General features: G+C 62.0%; 19 protein-coding genes and 4 pseudogenes. 6 read left to right on the forward strand and 17 right to left on the reverse strand.

Annotated elements, in window-relative coordinates; translation table 11 throughout:
- Nucleotides 1–123: 123 nt before the first annotated feature.
- Nucleotides 124–546, forward strand: a pseudogene (locus tag E1B25_RS18325) (IS6 family transposase); the annotation flags it as partial.
- Nucleotides 547–649: 103 nt separating this feature from the next.
- Nucleotides 650–745: pseudogene (locus tag E1B25_RS18330) on the forward strand (IS5/IS1182 family transposase); the annotation flags it as partial.
- A 78-nt stretch (nucleotides 746–823) separates the two neighbouring features.
- Here the strand turns inward: E1B25_RS18330 and E1B25_RS18335 are convergent.
- From E1B25_RS18335 to E1B25_RS18395, 14 genes and pseudogenes are all read right to left on the reverse strand, one after another.
- Entirely contained in the window at nucleotides 824–1,501 is a 678-nt protein-coding gene (locus tag E1B25_RS18335) for a type 1 glutamine amidotransferase domain-containing protein (protein WP_132831050.1), read from the reverse strand.
- Between the two features lie 11 nt (nucleotides 1,502–1,512).
- Nucleotides 1,513–2,547, reverse strand: a complete 1,035-nt coding sequence (locus tag E1B25_RS18340; protein ID WP_132831051.1) for an NADP-dependent oxidoreductase — start codon at nucleotides 2,545–2,547, stop codon at nucleotides 1,513–1,515.
- A gap of 12 nt (nucleotides 2,548–2,559) precedes the next feature.
- A complete protein-coding gene (locus tag E1B25_RS18345) occupies nucleotides 2,560–3,717 on the reverse strand; it encodes an iron-containing alcohol dehydrogenase (RefSeq protein ID WP_132831052.1) in 1,158 nt (385 codons plus the stop codon).
- A gap of 3 nt (nucleotides 3,718–3,720) precedes the next feature.
- On the reverse strand, nucleotides 3,721–4,137 hold the full coding sequence (locus tag E1B25_RS18350; RefSeq protein ID WP_132831053.1) for an organic hydroperoxide resistance protein: 417 nt from the start codon (nucleotides 4,135–4,137) through the stop codon (nucleotides 3,721–3,723).
- Between the two features lie 48 nt (nucleotides 4,138–4,185).
- Nucleotides 4,186–4,776 (reverse strand): TetR/AcrR family transcriptional regulator, encoded by a 591-nt coding sequence (locus E1B25_RS18355; RefSeq protein ID WP_132831054.1) that lies wholly within the window; start codon nucleotides 4,774–4,776, stop codon nucleotides 4,186–4,188.
- A 186-nt stretch (nucleotides 4,777–4,962) separates the two neighbouring features.
- Nucleotides 4,963–5,085 carry a hypothetical protein gene (locus E1B25_RS22760; protein WP_280960255.1) on the reverse strand — a complete coding sequence of 41 codons (123 nt, stop codon included), beginning with the start codon at nucleotides 5,083–5,085 and terminating at the stop codon, nucleotides 4,963–4,965.
- A 46-nt stretch (nucleotides 5,086–5,131) separates the two neighbouring features.
- Nucleotides 5,132–5,843: pseudogene (locus tag E1B25_RS18360) on the reverse strand (IS6 family transposase).
- An 82-nt stretch (nucleotides 5,844–5,925) separates the two neighbouring features.
- Nucleotides 5,926–6,072 (reverse strand): hypothetical protein, encoded by a 147-nt coding sequence (locus tag E1B25_RS18365; RefSeq protein ID WP_245510765.1) that lies wholly within the window; start codon nucleotides 6,070–6,072, stop codon nucleotides 5,926–5,928.
- 232 nt (nucleotides 6,073–6,304) lie between these two features.
- The gene (locus E1B25_RS18370; protein ID WP_132831056.1) at nucleotides 6,305–7,711 is read right to left on the reverse strand and encodes an amidase; all 1,407 of its coding nucleotides are present in this window, start codon (nucleotides 7,709–7,711) and stop codon (nucleotides 6,305–6,307) included.
- A 40-nt stretch (nucleotides 7,712–7,751) separates the two neighbouring features.
- Nucleotides 7,752–8,558, reverse strand: coding sequence for an ATP-binding cassette domain-containing protein (locus tag E1B25_RS18375; RefSeq protein WP_132831057.1), 807 nt, complete (start codon nucleotides 8,556–8,558; stop codon nucleotides 7,752–7,754).
- The gene (locus E1B25_RS18380) at nucleotides 8,551–9,360 is read right to left on the reverse strand and encodes an ABC transporter ATP-binding protein (RefSeq protein ID WP_132831058.1); all 810 of its coding nucleotides are present in this window, start codon (nucleotides 9,358–9,360) and stop codon (nucleotides 8,551–8,553) included. Before E1B25_RS18380 ends, E1B25_RS18375 begins: the two co-directional genes overlap by 8 nt.
- Nucleotides 9,357–10,175 carry an ABC transporter permease gene (locus E1B25_RS18385; protein ID WP_132831059.1) on the reverse strand — a complete coding sequence of 273 codons (819 nt, stop codon included), beginning with the start codon at nucleotides 10,173–10,175 and terminating at the stop codon, nucleotides 9,357–9,359. The genes E1B25_RS18380 and E1B25_RS18385 overlap by 4 nt, the downstream gene beginning before the upstream one ends.
- Nucleotides 10,172–11,125 (reverse strand): ABC transporter permease, encoded by a 954-nt coding sequence (locus E1B25_RS18390; protein ID WP_165937673.1) that lies wholly within the window; start codon nucleotides 11,123–11,125, stop codon nucleotides 10,172–10,174. Before E1B25_RS18390 ends, E1B25_RS18385 begins: the two co-directional genes overlap by 4 nt.
- A gap of 101 nt (nucleotides 11,126–11,226) precedes the next feature.
- On the reverse strand, nucleotides 11,227–12,720 hold the full coding sequence (locus E1B25_RS18395; protein WP_132831060.1) for an ABC transporter substrate-binding protein: 1,494 nt from the start codon (nucleotides 12,718–12,720) through the stop codon (nucleotides 11,227–11,229).
- A gap of 139 nt (nucleotides 12,721–12,859) precedes the next feature.
- Between E1B25_RS18395 and E1B25_RS18400 the strand changes: the two genes are divergently transcribed.
- Nucleotides 12,860–13,762: a LysR family transcriptional regulator gene (locus tag E1B25_RS18400; RefSeq protein ID WP_132831061.1), complete on the forward strand. Its 903-nt coding sequence runs from the start codon at nucleotides 12,860–12,862 to the stop codon at nucleotides 13,760–13,762.
- 225 nt (nucleotides 13,763–13,987) lie between these two features.
- Here the strand turns inward: E1B25_RS18400 and E1B25_RS18405 are convergent, their stop codons facing one another.
- Nucleotides 13,988–14,635, reverse strand: a complete 648-nt coding sequence (locus E1B25_RS18405; RefSeq protein WP_132831062.1) for a hypothetical protein — start codon at nucleotides 14,633–14,635, stop codon at nucleotides 13,988–13,990.
- Nucleotides 14,636–14,914: 279 nt separating this feature from the next.
- On the opposite strand from E1B25_RS18405, the gene yczE reads away from it, so the two are divergent.
- Nucleotides 14,915–15,508, forward strand: a complete 594-nt coding sequence (gene yczE, locus E1B25_RS18410; RefSeq protein ID WP_245510766.1) for a membrane protein YczE — start codon at nucleotides 14,915–14,917, stop codon at nucleotides 15,506–15,508.
- 181 nt (nucleotides 15,509–15,689) lie between these two features.
- Here yczE and E1B25_RS22220 read toward each other — a convergent pair whose 3' ends face one another.
- Nucleotides 15,690–15,866: a hypothetical protein gene (locus E1B25_RS22220; protein WP_165937674.1), complete on the reverse strand. Its 177-nt coding sequence runs from the start codon at nucleotides 15,864–15,866 to the stop codon at nucleotides 15,690–15,692.
- Between the two features lie 336 nt (nucleotides 15,867–16,202).
- A pseudogene (locus E1B25_RS18415) lies at nucleotides 16,203–17,176 on the reverse strand (IS5 family transposase).
- Between the two features lie 305 nt (nucleotides 17,177–17,481).
- Between E1B25_RS18415 and E1B25_RS18420 the strand changes: the two are divergent.
- Both E1B25_RS18420 and E1B25_RS18425 read left to right on the forward strand, forming a co-directional pair.
- Entirely contained in the window at nucleotides 17,482–17,787 is a 306-nt protein-coding gene (locus E1B25_RS18420) for a WGR domain-containing protein (RefSeq protein WP_245510767.1), read from the forward strand.
- A gap of 4 nt (nucleotides 17,788–17,791) precedes the next feature.
- The gene (locus E1B25_RS18425; protein WP_132831064.1) at nucleotides 17,792–18,871 is read left to right on the forward strand and encodes a helix-turn-helix domain-containing protein; all 1,080 of its coding nucleotides are present in this window, start codon (nucleotides 17,792–17,794) and stop codon (nucleotides 18,869–18,871) included.
- The last annotated feature ends 22 nt before the right edge of the window (nucleotides 18,872–18,893 follow it).

The following is an 18,893-nucleotide window of genomic DNA, read 5'->3' on the forward strand; positions in this document are numbered from 1 at the left end:
TCCATCAATATCACCTGCTCATTCCTCCGCGCTATCCAGCGCGGATTCTAACGTGGCAGGTGGGTCAATTTTACTCGCTCATAACCCACCCAAGTGGGTCAATTTCGCATGCCGATTCACAGGCGGGCCGTGGACGCCAATGGAGATGTGCTCGATATCCTAGTCCAATCGCGCCGCAACAAGGCTGCGGCGCTGCGTTTCCTCCGCAAACTCATGAAACGCTGGGGTCAGCCTCGGGTCCTTGTCACGGATAAACTGCGGTCCTACGGGGCGGCCAAGGCGGAGATCGCACCGGGGCTCGAACATCGCCAGCACAAAGGGTTGAACAACCGAAGTGAGGCGTCCCACCGGCACACAAGGCGGCGCGAGAAAATCATGGGGCGGTTCAAATCCCCGCGCCAGGCGCAGAAGTTCCTGTCAGTGCATGACCAGGCCGCCAGTCTGTTCCGCCCGAAACGTCACCGTCTGTCCGCAAAATCCTACCACCATACCAGGTCCGATGCGTTCACGCTGTGGGCCGGCTATGCAGCCGAGTTGACCGTCTGAGTTTGGGTTCCACCGCAAACTCAACCCGGCACCAACAACCTGACAAAACCACTCCGCCTGTTGCGATAATCTTCCATCTGCGACACCCAGCCCACATCATGAGCGGCTCAGGGATTGGCGACGTATCGCAACCGGTTACGACCGATGTCCGAAAGTCTTCTTCTCTGCCGTCGTTCTCGCCGCAACCGTCATCTTTTGACTATGAAAGTTAACGAGCCTGAGGTTTAGGACTGTCGCGGCGAAGGCCATTCGCCGCGATCTTGTCTTAGGGGGCAGTCTACTTCAGAAGCGCCACTATCTGTTCTGCGGCACCCGAGGAAGAGGCCGGGTTTTGGCCGGTGACCAAGTTCCCGTCGCGCAGAATAAACGCGTCCCAATCGGCCCCTTTCTCGAAATTTCCGCCATTGGCTTTGAGCATGTCTTCCACCAGGAAGGGGACGGTCTCTGTCAGGCCCACGGCGTCTTCTTCGCTGTTCGAGAAACCGGTCACCTTGCGGCCCGAGACCAGAGGTTTGCCATCCGTTCCTTTCGTATGGCGAAAGATCGCGGGTGCGTGGCAAACGGCGCCGACGGGGCGCCCGGCGGAGGCAAACGCCTCGATCAGGCGCTTGCTGTCTGCATCCTCGGCCAAATCCCAAAGTGGTCCGTGTCCGCCCGGATAGAAGATCGCATCAAAACCCTCCTCGGAGACATCGGCGAGTTTGAGGGTCGACGCTAGTTGTTGCTGCGCCGCCGCGTCCGCCTTGAACCGCCGCGTGTCGTCGGTTTGCGCGTTTTCATCATCGCTCACCGGATCGATCGGGGGCTGTCCCCCCTTGGGCGAGGCCAGCGTGATCTCTGCGCCCGCATCCTTGAAGACGTAATAGGGTGCGGCGAATTCCTCCAGCCAGAAGCCGGTTTTTTTTCCCGTATCCCCAAGCTGATCGTGGGAGGTAAGGACCATCAGAATTTTCATTGTTTTTCCAGTCATGCTTGGGCAACGCGGATAACGCGCTTGCCGAAATTGTCACCCTTGAGAAGCCCGATGAAGGCGTCCGGTGCGTTTTCAAGCCCGTCGATGATTTCTTCGCGATACTTGATTTTTCCGGCTTCGATCCACGCGCCCATCTGGGCGGCGAATTCAGGATAGAGATGGCCGAAGTCATCAAAAATGATGAAGCCCTGCACCTTGACCTTCTTGCGCAGGATCTGCCCCATCAGCCAGTTCATCCGGTCCGGACCTGCGGGCAGTTCGGTCGCATTGTACTGTGAAACCAAACCGCAGAGCGGAATTCGTGCGTTGGCGTTCAACAGGGGGATGACCGCATCGAGAACCTTGCCGCCGACATTCTCGAAATAGACGTCGATTCCGGCAGGGCTGGCCTTGGCGAGTTGCTCGGCAAAGTCGTCGGCCTTGTGGTCGATACAGGCGTCGAACCCGAGGTCTTTGACCGCATAGGCGCATTTCTCTGCGCTGCCCGCGACACCGACAACGCGGCAGCCAAGAAGCTTGCCGATCTGCCCCACGGTGGCCCCGACAGGGCCGGTTGCGGCGGCGACGACGATGGTTTCCCCAGCCTTGGGCGCGCCGATCTGGGTCAGCCCTGCCCATGCGGTAAACCCGGGCATGCCAAGGATGCCAAGCGCCCAGGACGGGTGGGCTGGCGATTTGCCGAGGTTGGTCACACCCATGCCATCGGAAAGCGCATAGTCCTGCCACCCGTTGAAGCTGAGAACCCAGTCACCTTCCGCGAAACCCTTCACTTGCGATGCGACGACGCGCGCGACGGTGCCGCCCACCATCACGCCGCCGATGTCCACCGGTGCGGCATAGGAGGGGGCATCGCTCATGCGTCCGCGCATGTAGGGGTCAAGCGACAGGTATTGCGTTTGCAGCAACATCTGACCCGGACCGGGCGTGGGAACCTCGGTCTCGATCAGGTTGAGCGTGTCTTTGCTCGGCGTGCCTTTGGGGCGTTGCGCCAGAACGAGTTGGCGATTGCGAGTGTCTATCTGTGTCATCTGGGATCTCTCTTATTGAGCGGTTTCGAGGATACGACGGGCATCTTCGGGGGTTATCGCACCCTGTTCTCCAAGCTGGGTCATCCCGTGCTCGGTCAGGGCGGAAACGATGGTCTCGATATCGGACGCGGCCACGCCATAATCACCAAGCCGTGTCTGGATACCCATCCGATGGAAGAAGTCGCGGGTGGCCTCGATCGCAGCATCAATGCGTGCGTCGTCCTCCCCCTCGCGGATGTTCCAGACATTGGCGGCGTACTGTAACAGCTTTTCCCGTTTCGGTCCGCGCTGGTCGTTCAGCAAAGCGGGCAGCACAACGGCGAGTGTCCGGGCATGGTCGGTGTCATTGAAGGCGGTGATCTCATGGCCGATCATGTGGCTGGCCCAGTCTTGGGGCACACCGGCACCGATCAACCCGTTCAAGGCCAGCGTCGCCGTCCACATGAGATTGGCGCGAACGTCATAGTCCTTGGGCGCATCAAGCGCCTTGGGTCCCAGTTCGATCAAGGTGCGCAAAAGCGTTTCGGCAAACCCATCCTGCACGCGGGCGGCCACCGGATAGGTGAGATATTGCTCGATGATATGCACGAAAGCATCCGCGACCCCGTTCGCGATCTGGCGCGGCGGCAAGGTGTAAGTCAATTCCGGGTCAAGGATCGAGAAGACCGGATAGCAATGCGCGCTGAGGAACGGCAGTTTCGCACCCTTTTCAGCATTGGTGATCACAGCCCCCGAGTTCATTTCCGATCCCGTTGCGGGCAAGGTGAGAACGGTGCCGAACGGCATGGCCTCTTTCACCACCGCGCCGCGTGAGGTCAGGATTTCCCAAGGATCGCCCTTGAACCTTGATGCCGCCGCGATGAATTTCGTGGCGTCGATCACCGAGCCACCACCAACGGCAAGCAGGAATGTGGCACCTTCATCGGCGATCACTTGCACGGCCTTCATCGCGGTCGCGAAACGAGGGTTCGGTTCAATACCGCCGAACTCGACGACCATGCGGTCGCCCAGAGCCTTGCGAACCTGACCGAGAACACCCGTACGCTCCGCGCTGCCGCCGCCATAGAGGATCAGCACTTTTGCATCTGCTGGGATCTGATCGTTCAGATCCGAAATGCGCCCCTTGCCGAACAGAATATGGGTCGGGTTGTGAAAATCGAAGTTATTCATGTCTCAGTTTCCTTCGGTGATAGCATGCAAGCGCACATCGATGTTTCCGCGTGTGGCATGTGAATAGGGACAAACCTGATGACTGGCCTCGATCAGGCGTTGGGCATCCTCGGGCGAAAGGCCGGGCAGATGCGCGGTAATATCAAGGTCGAGGCCATAGCCGCCGTCGGCCCGCTGGCCGATCCCGACTTCAACCGTGGTGCGCGCGTCGTGCAGCTCCATCTCGAGGGACTTTGCGGTCAGATCCATGGCGCTGTCGAAGCAGGCCGCATAGCCCAAGGCGAACAGCTGTTCGGGGTTTTGCCCTGTTTTCTTTCCACCCGGCGGGGCCATCTCGAAGGTGAGGGACCCGTCACCCAAGGTGGTGACGCCCGAACGTCCGCCGGTTGCCGTGGCAGATGTCTTGTAGAAGATTTTCATGGGAGTCTTCCTGTATTAGACCGGTCGTCTAGTTGTTGGTCAAAAAAATTAACCCGGTCTGACGGCTTCGATCGTGGCTGTCATGGCCGCATTCAGCGGCTCTTCGTTGTGCGACAGCCCGGCGACGAGACTTGCGCCAAGCCATTGATAGTAGGTTGATCGCGCCAGAAGCGTGGGATCGTCCAAGTGCGGGACCGATCCTTCGGCAATACCCTGAGTGAGCACGTCGCTCAGGCTTTCGACGATACAATCCACGCCGCGCTGAAGAATCTGGCTCATGTTTTCCGAGAGATCGGCCACTTCTGCAGACAACCTCACAACAAGGCAGCGGTCTTCGGGGTTCGGGCTCGTCTGATGGCGTTTCCACCCCTCGAAATAGGCAAGAAATCGGTCATGCGCATTTCGCGTCGGATCGTTCAATGTCTCGGCAAGGCTTGCACGATATTGCGCGATGAATTCCTCCAAAAGGGCGCAGCCATAGGCCTCTTTCGACGGGAAATAGTGATAAAAGGAACCCTTCGGGACATTCGCCGCCGTCAGTAGTTGGTTCAACCCAACGCCCGCATAGCCGTGCTCTGCGGTCAGCTTGCGCCCGACCATCAATATCTGGCTTTTCGTGTCTGGTGTTTCCGTTTTCATGTTTGGACATCTAGGCTAAATTAGACCAGTCGTCTAGTGGTGTGTGCGCACGTTTTCGTGAATGCGGAAACGGTGTTGCAAACCGTGACACCGGGAGGATGCGCGTTGCAACCCGGTCGGGGCGAAGTGACCGTCCGCCGACGGCATCGATATGCCAACGGCGGCGCAGATCGATTGTAAGTGCTGTCACAGCCTCACATTGTAGCTCTTATCCCGTGCGGCGAGATCTTGGACATCGCCATTATCGTCCACCGCCCGCCAAAGCCAAGGCATCAGGTTCTTGATCCGGATCAAGACTTCGTCGGGCATTGCCAAGTTATCTGACGTGGATTGCGATATGGGTGAGATCGGGCATTTAGGCCGATATTTCGACAGCATATCCGTTCCAGAGGTCGAATGCGTCAGCTCTGGCGTGGCGGTAGGAAAGAGCGGAAAGGCGATAGCGGCGGGGTCGGAAAATCGTGCTGACCTGATCGTGGGCAGCGAGAAACCGTTGTGCCTGGCGTGGTGACTTGAACCGGCCCATGATCTTTTCCCGTTTCCGCGTCGGTCGATGTGACCCCTCGATCCGATTGTTGAGGCCCTTGTGTGCTCGATGGTCAGTGTCAGGCGCGATGGCCTGGATCGGCTTGGTATAACTGCGGAGCTTGTCGGTGATCACGACACGCGGATCGCCATAGGCAGCAACCAAACGAGCGAAGAAACGCTTTGCGGCTTTGGCGTTGCGGCGGGGCTGAATGAGAACATCGAGAACGTCTCCGTTGGCATCGATGGCCCGCCACAGCCAGTTTTTCATGCCGTTGATCGGGACGACGACCTCATCCATACGCCATTTGTCGCTCGGCCGGGGGCGATCGCGCCGGATACAAGCCGCGAATTGGGGGCCGAACCGGTTCACCCAGAGACGAATGGCCTCGCGGCTGACGACGACACCACGCTCGGCGAGCAGGCCCTCGACATCGGCCGTGTTGAGCGCAAACCGATGGTAGGCCCAGACGGCATACGAGATGATCTCGCGGGGGGAAACGAAAGCCTTTCAGGCTTGGCATCGAGGTGGGAAACGTCACGGCGCCCGTTATCCGAGATGGGGAAGTGGATCAACTTGGCAATGCCCCCGAACAAGTTATCGAGGTGGGGTCAGCAACCGGATCAGAGGGTGTCGCGCTTGGGTCGACGCCGCGCCATGGCCAACATCCGCGCAGTGAAGGCATAGATCACCAAAGCGATCCAGCTTCTAAAGAGAATGGAAAAACCTCCACCGGAGGTCGACAGCGCCCGGCGCGGGTTGTTCTCCATATCGGCGCCAGCGGAAGCCCAAGGGCCACCGGCACAAGGGATATGTCCAGTTTTCTCAGGACATAGCCGATCAGAACCGCCTGTGTTGCCAACGGCTTGCTCCTGACCGTGCCAAGGTAGGCGCCATCCATGCCACGAGCAAAGACGCCAGGCGGGGCAAACGACGAATTTCTCCTCGCTGCCACCGCCCACTAACGCCTAGAAGACCCCAAGATGAGAGCCTGAAAGATTGTCAGGCCGAAGTCCTCTCGCGGTCAAAGCGAGGCCAGTTGGTAATCGGACCGCGCCACCCTTCAAAGGCCTTGGCCAACGCGAAGACCTTTGTGTCCTGAAAGCGCGGCGCGACGATCTGCAACCCGATCGGCATGCCGCTTGCAGAGAAACCGCAGTTGATCGAACAGGCGGGCTGCTCTCCCATGTTCCACGCCACGGTGAAGCCGATATGCTCAAACGGGAGGGCCGGGTCATTGGTGGGCGAAGCCCAGTCGGCGGGATAACTGACGTTGGGATTGACCGGCGTAAGGATCGCATCGACGTGTTGGAACGCCTTGGCGGTCGACTCGCGCATGGCAAAGGTCTGATCGGCCCCCAGCGCCACCGCGACCGGAGACGCGCTGGCCCCGGCCTCGGCCCATTGCCGGATATAGGGCAGGATCATGTCGCGCCGTTCGGGCGCCAGTGCTTCTATGATGCCCCAGAAGTGCGCGCGCCAGGCAATGTCGAGCCCGTCGAGCATCTCGCGCGTCAGCACCGGCGCGATCGGCACGATTTCGGCCCCCTGCGCGGCAAAGGTATCGGCGGCGGCCTGTACGGCGGCGATCACCTCTGGTTCGGGGTCAATGCCGCAGCCCGCATCCAGCATCAGCCCGATCTTCATGCCGCGCACGTCGGCGGCCGGCACCTGCCAGTCGATGGCCTCATAGGGCTGTGCGGTGGCGTCGCGCCAGTCGGGACGGGTAATCGTCGGCATGAGCAGCGCGGCGTCATCCACCGTTGGCGTCATCGGACCGGCGCAGCGGCCAGTGTAATAGGGATAGATCGGGATCCGCCCCAGCGTCGGTTTGAAGCCGAAAAGCCCCGTCCAACCTGCGGGCAGGCGGATCGATCCACCGATATCGGTGCCGATATGCAGCGGGCCGTAGCCCGCCGCGCCCGCCGCCGAGGCCCCGGCAGAGGAGCCGCCGGGGTTCTCGGACAGCTTCCACGGATTGTGGGCCAGATTGTGATAGCTCGACAGCCCCGATGACAGCATGCCGTAGTCGGGGCAGGTGGTTCTGGCGAACATGATCGCGCCATCCTCGCGCAGGCGCGCGGGGATCGGCGCATCCTCGGCAGCCGGGATCAGTTCGGTCGCTGCGGTCCCCATCGGCACCGGCTCGCCCTTCATCGCGATCAGATCCTTGATCGTCACCGGCATCCCATCGAGCAGGCCTTTCGGCGTTCCGGCCATATAGCGCGCTTCCGACGCCTTGGCCTCTTCCAGCGACCGCTCGGGCTCGAAAGCGTAAAGCGCGCCGACCTGCGGTTCGCTGTCTTCGACGCGTGTGATCAGCGCCTGCATGTATTCGACTGGCGACAGGTCTTTCGCGGCGAAGGCCGTCAGCGTTTCACGCGCGGATTTGTTTAGGATTTCAGACATTGAAAGGACCTTTCTTATATGCGGCTCTGATATGCTTCCGTCAGCGGCTTGCGACGCGGCGCCCCTTGCGGCCGATGACCTCAAGGGTGGGTTCGGCCGAGAGAAGTTGGCGGGTATATTCCTGCTGCGGATGGTCGAGCACGGCGCGGGCGGCGCCGGTCTCGACCAGCTTGCCGTGCTGCATCACCGCCACCTCGTCGCAGATCTCATCGACCACGCCGATGTTGTGGGTGATGAACAGCACGCTGACGCCATGCTCGGCGCGCAGTTTGAGGATCAGCTCAAGGATCTGCTTCTGCACCGTCAGGTCGAGCGCCGAGGTCGCCTCGTCCGCGACCAGCAGCCGCGGCTTGGTGATCAGCGCGCGGGCAATGGCGATGCGCTGCCGCTGCCCGCCGGAAAATTCGTGCGGATAGCGCGTCAGATCGCCCACCGACAGACCCACGTCCTCGAGCAGCGCGCCGACCATCTCGCGGCGATCTGCGCCTTTCGGTGCGCCCGGATCAAGATGCAGCGGCTCGGCCACGATGGTGCCCACGGTCTGGCGCGGATCAAGCGAGCTGTAGGGATCCTGAAACACCATCTGGAAGTTGCGGCGCGCCGCGCAGAGCTGACGCGGCGACATGGCAAACAGGTTCTGCCCATCAAGCAGAACCTCGCCCGAGGTTGGCCGATCGAGCGCCATCACCAGCTTGGCCAGAGTCGACTTGCCCGACCCGCTTTCGCCCACCACGCCGAGGATTTTCCCCTCTTCAAGGCCCAGCGTGACATCGTCCAGCGCCTTCACAGTCGTGCCGCCCAGATCGAAATGGCGGCTGAGGTTCTGTACCTTGAGGATTTCAGCCATCGGACATCTCCAGCGAAGCGCGTACCCGGCCCGGCAGCGCCGAGATGAGCTTGCGCGTGTACTCATGCGAAGGCCGGCGCAGCACTTGCTCGGTTTCGCCCTGCTCCATCTCGTCGCCGCGGTACATGACCAGCGTGCGGTCAGCGATGCGGGCGATGACGCCCAGATCATGCGAGATCAGGACCAGCGAGATGCCCAGCTCGCTCACCAGTTCGTCGAGAATGCCGAGAACCTCGGCCTGCACCGTCACGTCAAGGGCGGTGGTCGGCTCGTCTGCGATCAGCAACTCGGGCTCCAACGCCAGCGCGATGGCAATGCCCACCCGCTGACGTTGTCCGCCCGACATCTCGTGCGGGAAGCTGTCGATGCGCTCGGCTGCGCGGGGAATTTGCACCATTTCCAGCAGGCGCAGCGCCTCGGCCCGGGCATCGCGGCGTGACAGCGCGCGGTTCAGGCGCAATCCCTCGGCGATCTGTGCCCCCACGCGCATCGACGGGTTCAGCGCGGTCATCGGCTCTTGGAAGATCATGCCGATCTTGCGCCCGCGCACCCGGCACAGCTGGCGCTCGGACATGGTCAGGATGTCTTCACCGTCGAGCAGGATCTTGCCGCTCGCCCGCGCGGTGCGCGGCAGCAGCCCCATGGTCGCCAGCGACAGCACGGATTTGCCCGAGCCGCTCTCGCCGACGATGCCCAGTGTCTCGCCCTTTTCCAGATCGACGCTGATCCCGTGGATGACCTCGACCGGATCGCCGTATTCACGCGCGAAGGACACGCGCAAGTCCTGAACAGAAAGCATCATGATGCCTGCCTCCGTCTTGGGTCGGTCAGATCGCGCAGCCCGTCTCCCAGCAGGTTGAGGCCAAGCACCGCAGCGGCGATGGCGAGCCCCGGTGCAAGCACGAGGTGCGGTGCGGCCGAAAGGAAGGTCTGCGCATCGGCCAGCATCCGGCCCCAGCTTGGCGTCGGCGGCGCGACCCCCAGACCGAGAAAGCTGAGCCCCGCCTCGGACAGGATGCCAAGCCCGGTCTGGATCGCCAGTTGCACGATGATCTGCGCCGAGATGTTGGGGATGACGTGTTGCAGGGTGATCAGCGCCGGGCCCTTGCCGGCCATGCGCGCCGCCTGAACGAAATCGCGCGACCAGATTTGCAGTGCCGCGCCACGAGTGACGCGCGCGAAAACGGGGATCATGAACACGCCGATGGCGGTGATCGAGGTCAGCGCCCCCGGTCCCATCAGCGCGCCCAGCAGGATCGCCGAAAGGATCGGCGGGAAGGAGAAGAGCACACCGTTGATCGCCATCGTGCCACGTTCGAACGCACCGCCCTTGGCGGCGGCCGAGACGCCGACCAGCGTGCCGATGGCGCCGCCCAGCAGCGTTGCCGTCACCGCGATGCCCAGCGAGGTCCAGGCGCCGGCCATGATGATCGACAGCACGTCACGGCCGATCTGGTCGGCGCCCAACAGGCCCGCCTCGCCCGGAGCCTTGAGGCGGTTGAGGATGTTCATCGCGGTAGGATCGACCGGGGTCCAGACCCGGCTCAGCAGCGCTGCGACCAGCAGCGCGCCGGTGATCAGCCCACCGGCGATGAGCGAGAAGGGGAGTTTCTTCATGTCCGGCCTCTCAGGCGTGGGTCGAGCACCGCGTAAAGCGCGTCGACGATGACGTTCACGACCATCACGATCAGGGTAAACATGAGCACCACGTTCTGCACCACGATCAGGTCGCGCTGCGATAGCGCCTGATAGGCAAGCGTGCCGATCCCCGGCAGGGTGAATACGTTCTCGACCAGCACCGCGCCCGAGATCAGGAAGGGGATCTGCAGCCCCAGCATGGTGACCACCGGCAACAGCGCGTTAGGCACGGCGTGGCGCCAGAGCGCGCGGGTGCGGCTCATACCCTTGGCGCGGGCGGTGCGGATGAAGTCCTCGTTGGTCACCTCGATCACCGCCGCCCGCGTCACCCGCGTCAGCACCGCTGATTGCGGCACGGCGAGCGCGATCGAGGGCAGGATCAGCGCTTCGAGGGCGGGCCAGAAACCGGCGTCCCAGCCGGGAAAACCGCCGGGGGTGAGCCAGCCCAGCCCCAGCGCGACACCGAGTATCAGCAGCAGCCCGATCCAGAAATTTGGCACTGCGATGCCCACCTGGGAGAACAACGAGGCGAGCGTGTCCACCGGTCCGTTCGGGCGGTTAGCGGCCCAGACGCCGAGCGGCAGCGAGATGACGATCGACAGCAGCGTGGCGATCAGCGTCAGCGGCGCGGTTACTGCCAGCCGGTTGGCGATCAGCGCCGAGACCGGCGTGTCATAGGTGTAGGAATTGCCCAGATCGCCGGTAAACACCCCGCCTATCCAAGACAGGTAGCGCAGCAGGAGCGGGCGATCGAGCCCGAGATCTGTGCGCAGCGCGGCGACGGTGTCGGGCGAAGCGCTGGTGCCCAGGATGATCGAGGCGGGATCGCCCGGGGCGGCCTCGATCAGCAGAAAGATCACCAGCGAGGCGATCGCCAGAACGATCCCCAAGCCGCCGATCTGCCGGGCCAATCTCTTGAGTGCAAGCATGATACCTCTCGGCCCCCGAAGGGCCTGTTCTGCGGGATGTCTGTCCGGGAAAGGTGACAGGGCGCGGCCGGGGATATCTCGACCAGCCCTGATGCGCGGCCCTAGTCGGACCAGCGCACGTCGGTCATGTCATTGGCCGGCACGGGGCCGTTCAGCCAGACGCCTTCCAGACCGGTCTTCCAGATTCCCAGCTTCGGCTCGGAGTAAAGGAACAGCGCCGGCATGTCCTGCGCGAGAATTTCCTGCGCCGACCGGTACCCTTCGGCCCGCGCTTCCGGGCTCGCCGCCGCGGCGATGCCCGCGATAGCCGCATTGAACTCGGGGTTGTCGTAGTTGAAGTAATAGGGAGAGCGGGCGTAGACATTGATGTCCAGCGGTTCGGCATGACCGATGATGGTCATGTCGTAATTGGTGTCCTTGAACACATCCTGGATCCATGTCGCCGGGAAATCCGAACTCTCGATGTTCGCCGTCACGCCGATCTGCGCGAAATAGGCCTGCAGGATCTCGGCCGAACGCTGCGCATAGGTACGGGTGGGCACCTTGAAGGTAAATTCGAACCCGTCGCCATAGCCGGCCTCGGTCAGCAACGCCTTGGCGGCCTCGGGGTCGTAGGAAAACGCGTCCGTCAGATCCTCGTAGAACGGGCTGGCCGGCGAAAAATGCGAGCCGATGGGCGTTCCGTAGCCAGATTTCACGGCCTCGACCAGCATGTTGCGATCCACCGCCATCATCAGCGCTTGGCGCACGCGCACGTCATCGAAGGGCGGTTTTTCGTTGTTCATGCCCGCGACGATCTCCATCTCACCGGCCCCGACATGGGTGGTAAAGGTGTCATCGGCGGTGAACTGCTCGAACAGTTCGGGGGCGCCAAATTCTGCGATGCCGTCGACCTGACCGGAGCGCAGCGCGGCGACCTGTGCCTGCGGATCGGCGATGAACCGTGCGGTCAGCGCGTCAAGCGCGGGCGTGCCGTCCCAGTAATCGGCGTTGGCGCTCATGATCACCCGGTCGCCCTGGCGCCACTCATCCACCTTGAACGGGCCGGTGCCCACCGGCGCGCTGCGGTTGGTTTCGACCGAGCCGGGTTCGACCATCACCGCCGCCGGGAAGCCCAGCCAGTAGAGCAGGTCCGACGAGGGCGCGGAAAGATGCAGCACCAGCGTTTCAGCGTCGGGCGCGTTTACCGTCTCGATCACCGTGAAAAGAGCCTTCTGACCGTTTGTCGACTCCTCGGCAAGGATGCGCTCAAGGCTGAACTTGGCCACTGCGCTGTCGAAGGCCGCGCCATTGTGGAAGCGCACGTCAGGCCGCAGATGGAAGGTATAGGTCAGCCCATCCTCCGAGATGTCCCAGTCGTCGGCGAGTTGCGGCTGCAGCGCGCCGTCGCGGTCGATGGTGACCAGCCCCTCAAAGACGTTCTGCCAAGTCACCTGGCCAGAGGCCACGGGCGAGCCTTCGGTCGGATCGAGGCCCGCGGGTTCGACCGCCTGGATGAAGCTGACCTCGCCACCGGCGAGGGCCGCGAGCGGTGCGGCGGCGATGAAAGCGGCGGTCGAAACGGACCGGGCAAAGGCGCAAAGAGTAAGAGACATGTCGGTTCCCTGTCTTGTGAATGTCAGTGTGGTCTTCGTCACAGCTTGACGACGGATCAAAGAACAGATCGAGTGACATTAAAACTGAAAATACAAAGTCACTGTGCTACGAAAACCGTTGCACTCAACGGAGCTCCTCATGGATTTGTCCACCATCACACTATTTCAAGAACTGGTCCGCTCGGGGTCGATCCGTCAGACTGCAGAGGCTAGCGGTGTCTCGCCCACCGCCGTGGCCCGTCAGATCGACAAGCTCGAACGCGAGTTCGGCACACCGCTGGTCGAACGCACACCGCGCGGCGTGCGGCTGACCGCGGCGGGAGAGGTGATCGCGGCCAAGTCGCGTGACGTGGCGCGTGAGCTGAGCACGGCCAAGCAGATGATCGACGAGTTGAAAGGGCTGCGGCGCGGCCATGTATCGGTGCATGTGAACGGCGCGGCGATCAGCTCGATCCTTGCGCCGGCGATGTCCGAGTTCTCCAGCATGCATCCCCATATCACGATCGAAGTGGTGGTCACCTCGGCGCAGAGCGCGCTTGACGCGGTGGCAACTGGGCAGACCGACATGGCGGTGACCATGTTCGCCCCCGCCGATGCGCGGGTGATGACCCGGTTCCGGATGCCCCTGCGACACGAACCGATCCTGTCACCACGGCACCCGCTGGCCGAACTGGAACAGATCACCATCCCCGACATCGTCGACCATCGCCTCGCCTTGCCTGACCGCAGCTTCGGTGTGCGGCGCAGCTTTGACACCCGGCTTAGGGCGTATGGGTTCGAACCGTTTGAAACCGCCTTCACCACCTCGTCGCTGGAGTTGCAGAAGGAACTGGCGCGCAGCGGGTCGGCAGTGCTGATCCTGCCGCAGATGGCGGTGCAGCGCGAGATTGACGATGGTGATCTGGTGATGCGGCCCTTCGCGCCGCGCAGCCGCATCGAAACTTTGCTGGAACTGAGCCATTCGGTGGCGCGCCATCAGAGTTTCACGGCCCGTCAGTTGCTGGATTTCCTCGGCGCCTTCCTTGAGCGGCACCACGGCTGAGTTCGGCATTGTCCTTTAACGCCCACAGGCCACTGACGACGACACAAGCAAAGCCCCACTCCGGACTCCGCGACCGGCTGCCGTCAGGGACGGGGGCACATCATCAACGCCGACCTTACGCCAGAGGAATCCGTTCACCTGCACTGACTGCGGCTTTACCTCCGCCCTCGCCAAGAGGGCGCGCTGAAATGTTGGTGCGGATTTCAGAAGTACCGGACAGCCATTTTAGTACTTCTCGGACGGCTCAAGCAACCTCGCACAATCGTCACGTCGAAAGTCTTCGTCGTCGACAAATTCATTCACAAGGGACAAGAGGACCGCTTCAATCATTTCGACCGCGTCCTTTTGCGTCTTCCGACCCCGTAGCTCGCGCGCCAGAGCAGACCCTCTTGAGGCGACGTCTTCTGCAAGAATTAGCAGGGCCATTTCGCGGAGACGATAAAGTATCTGATCTGCGATATCAGGGCTCATACCCGCCAACAGCGTTTCAGGAATACGGCATTGAGCCAGACTACCTTTTAGCGAAGCCCCGTGCTTTGAGGTCTCTGCCCGTGCGAGGCAACTCTCCGTGACCTCTGCCATTGCGGCATGGAATTCCTTCAAGGGGCAGAAGGCCGTCTGCGATGAGAACCCGAGTTGTCGGTCAAAAGAGAGTAGGTCCCTATCCCCGGCCCCGTATTTCAGCACCAGCCCGTCAAGCGCCAATTCGCCGCGTCGGTGCGCACCAAGAGCGTCCCGCAGACCGATGGCTGCCTCGAACAGGACGAGTTGGACCAGATCCGTTGCCGAGATTTCATAAGAGATACGATTTATGCCATTTTGGCGTGCGCCCTTGTAGCTGAGCGAGAGGCGGGCGCTGCCATCGTCCCGCATATGTATGGTGAAATTTCTTACTGACATAGAAGCGGTATACGCCTTCGGGATGGGGCTTCAAGATCTTCGACGGCACCGGACAGGATGACGTGGCCATCGGACCGGGATGGCGCGACATTCCGGGCGCCACGCGTGCTCTGCAAAGGTTCGTCTTGTTGTGTCTCATCTGAACTGGCACAAACCCCACCTACTTGCCGCTTTTGCGTGGATCCAGCTTTGAGTTTTCTTTCGGTCACATCTGTTCCAAAGCTCCGCTGGAGTTCGCCAAAGGCGTTCACCATGAAACCGCCATTGGCATCCGTCGGATTTCTCATCATTGGCTTGGTGGTCTTTGGTCTGGGAGAGGCATTGCTGGTCACAGCAGGTGTTGGCGTGAGCCCGTGGACCTTGTTCGCGCAAGGCGTGACCACGGTCACAGGGTGGGGCTTGGGATTCGCGACCTTTGTCCTCAGCGCATCCGTCTTGGCATTGTGGATCCCTCTCAAGCAAACACCCGGTATGGGAACGATCCTCAACGCGATCATAATAGCGTTGGTGCTGGAATACGTGCTGCCCTTTTTGCCAGAATTCAAGACGTATGTTGCGAATGCCGTGCTGGCTTTGGTGGGGGTGTTTGTGACCGGATTCGGGGGGGCGATATACCTGATCGCGAACCTGGGCCCAGGGCCCAGAGATGGCCTCATGACCGGGCTTCAGACTGTTACACATCGCCCCATCGCGCTCGTGCGCATGTGTCTTGAACTGACGGTCGTCGCGATCGGTTGGGCGTTGGGCGGTACGCTTGGTTTGGGCACGGTTTTCTTTGCCTTGGGCATCGGACCAGCAATGGCAATTGGGATGCAAATTCTACAACGTCGCGGTGCCGCTCACTAACATTTGCCGGAGCCCTTCATTGCAGGTTCGGCTGAGGGCCATAGGTGTCATACGCACAGTCTGTGCTAAGGGCGGACGGTATTCACACCTCTTCCACTTGGTCTGCTGTGTCGGCATCGCCAAGGTGATTGCGACATCTGCGGCGGGTAGGGGGGGAGGCATGAAGAGACCGCCGCCATGCTCACTTCTTGCTGCGCGCGGCCTTTTCTTCCTTGGTCAGCGTGTTGTTCCAGGAATTGTTGCTCAAACCCAACTCGCTTGGAAGAGGTTTGGTCTTCCCGACGCTGACCTTGCCGCCCTTGTTCAGGAATTCCTGAATAAGCGCATCATCCGTGGTTTCTTTGGGGACATGTTTCATGGGCTCGAACGTACCCGATCGGTCGCTGCCGTGTCACGCACCAACTGGTTAAAGATCGCTCGGTGCGCGCATCATTCGGCGGCAGCAGTAAAGGTCTGCGGGCATGGGTTGCACTGACGCGGGGGATGCATGAAATTGCAGGATCACCGCCAGAGGGGATCGCGATCCGCCGGGTGCCCGGTCTCCTGAACCTGCTGGCGTGTTCTCCAACATCCCTGCGTCACGCCCTGCCGGAGGACAGACAGCACAATCCGGTGATAAAACCTTTTGCGGTTCGCCAGGACTTTGTTGCGCAAATTGATTGGCGGCCAAGCTCCCCCTTTTCCCCGGACACACTTATCCCACGGCCTCTGTGACGGGTATGCCGAGTGCGGTGAAGCCGTTCATGACGGCGACACGAACCTGAAGCTCGGCGACCTGGAGGTCGAAGTCCCGTGCCATGAGCCGCTGGCCCAGAAGTTTCATGCAATGCATCTTGCTCTCGACGCGGCTTCGGCGGTGATAGCCGCTCCAGTTTCGCCAGAGCGCCCGACCGAGATATTTCGACGCCCGGAGGGCTTCGTTTCGCGCAACCGCTCCGGCAGTGTTCGGCTTCCATGGTTTTGCGTTCTTCCGGGGTGGGATGACGGCGGCGGCGCCTCGGTCAGCAATGGCATCGTGGCAGTTTCGGGTATCGTAGGCGCCGTCCGCGGTGACGCTACCGATCTCCTGTTCAGGCGGAATCTGATCGAGCAAATCCGGCAGCATGGGCGCATCCGCTGCCCGGCAGGCGCATCCGAAGGATGCTGCCGAGAGGGGCCAATGCCGCTGCTGGTGAACTCCACGGCCCGGATTTCCAGTGTTTTCTCGTCGATCCCGAGGTGAACCTTGCGCCAGACGCGGCGTTTGGCACCGCCATGCTTGCGGGCATTCCACTCTCCTTCGCCCTCGACCTTGATGCCGGTGCTGTCGATGAGAAGGTGTAGCGGCCCCTGCGAACCCCGATACGGGATGTCCACGGCCAGGGTCTTCTGCCGGCGTGACACGGTGCTGAAATCCGGTACCGACCAGTCCAGCCCGCTCAGCTGCAAAAGGCTTTCGACGAAACCGGTCGTCTGCCTGAGCGCCATGCCGAACAGCACCTTCATCGTCAGGCAGGCCTGGATCGCGGCGTCGCTATAGGTGGGCTGGCGGCCACGCTTTCCGGTCGGCTTGGCCTCCCACGTCATCTTGGGGTCGAACCAGATTGTCAGCGAGCCCCGGCGCTTAAGCGCTTCGTTGTAGGCCCGCCAGTTCCTGATCTTGTAGGTCGGGGGTGATGGTCTGCACATGCCTCCCAGCTATCATGCTGGATTCAAGGGATGAATCCCCAATCCGATTTGCGCAACAGAGTCCCGCTACGGGGTCAAAATTGCATGCTTGTTCACAATCGCGGTTTCACGCCATACCGTGACGAAATATAGAGGCAGAATACCATGATTTTGGTGACGAAGGATTGTCCGACAGAAAGTCCAGAGACCATCGCGCATTTGGGCGCGCCGCCTCGCGCGGGCACTTATCGTGTCTAATGAGGCGAGTTCGACACAGCCGCCAGTGCTATTTATTAAGTGAATATTTTGCACATTAAGCAGATAATGTGCCATTATACTCGGAGAATTTTGAGAAGCCGGAGATCGCCATGCGGGGGCATTTCGAACGTCACGTGCCGTCGGACAACATGGCACGGTTTTATCACCTCGAAATCCAACCAACCCTGTTCGGGTATTGGAGCCTGCGCCGCAGCTGGGGGCGGATCGGAACCCGTGGCCGCGACCGGTACGAGACCTTTGCCACCGTGGGTGAGGCGCTGGCCGCTTCCCGACGTCTGGAGGCCGAGAAATGCCGCCGGGGCTATGTGAGGCTTCCAGAGCAGTTGGACTTGCCGCTGGCCTCCGGAGCCTGAGCCGATGCTTCCTGGCAGTGGTATTCCAGAGCCGGAAGACCTGGATGAAGAGGAGGAGGTCGCCGAGGAAGATCTGTGGTTCCTGCCCGGTCCTGATCCGGACGAGGATGTGCCGCCGGGTGCGGCGCCCGAACCCAGACCCCAAAGCGGTACGCTGTTCGATCCAGCGCCGTGGCGGGCGGCAGAAGCCGCGCTCGCCCGGGAGTTGGCTGAGGTCGCGGGTCTGTTCGGGGCGCTGGATCAGCGCCTGCGTTTGGCCCCGGACGGGTGGCGACAGCGTCTCGCTTTGCGCGAGGTCTCGGACCTGAGCTGGTGGACTGGTGATCGGCTGGGGCAAGAGCGCATCGCGCTCTGGGTCACGCTGCGGATCGGCTCGACCCAGGATACTGAACGGGCATTGGCGCGGGCTGGCTGGGCGATGCGGCGGCTGGCCTCGGGGCCTGCCCCGAGACCGACACCCGGAGGCGAGCTGGCGTCATTCCTGGACCGGTCGCCCGGATCGATGGACCAGGGTCAGCCCGATACTGCCATTGAGGATCCGTTGGCTGATCTGGCGGAGGTCTGGATTTGCGGGCAGGCGCTGCATCCGATCACTGCCGCAGCGCGGCTGTTCCATGCTTGGCGCGCGCTGGGGCCGGCGGGTGCGGTGGATCTGGAGGCGGCGGTGCTCGCCGCCCGTCATGCCGCATCAATGGTGCGTGGGGCGGGGCAGGGGGCCTTGTTCTTGCCGCTGGCGCAGACCGGCGCCGATGCGCTGCGCGGGCAGGGGGCGCCGGAGGCGAAATTCGCCGCATGGCTGCGCGGGGCGGAACGGGCGACATTGGCGGCGCTGCTGCATCTCGACCGCGTCGCCGCTTGGCGGTCGCGGGCGCAGGACAGCGTCGCCGATCTTTCGGGGCGGACTCCGCCGGCGCTGATCGCCTTGTTCGAGGCTTGGCCGCAGGTCTCTGCCCCCATGGCCGAGGCCGAAACCGGCGTCTCTCGCCCCGCTGTGCAACGCAACCTTGACCTGTTGGTGCAGCGCGGCTTGATCCGCGAAATTACTGGTCAGGGGCGGTACAGAATTTGGGCGGCGCGGGTGTAGAGTGGGGCGGTTACAGCATCAA

Origin of the sequence: Antarcticimicrobium sediminis, assembly GCF_004348975.1 — a bacterium.
GTDB classification, from domain to species: domain Bacteria; phylum Pseudomonadota; class Alphaproteobacteria; order Rhodobacterales; family Rhodobacteraceae; genus Antarcticimicrobium; species Antarcticimicrobium sediminis.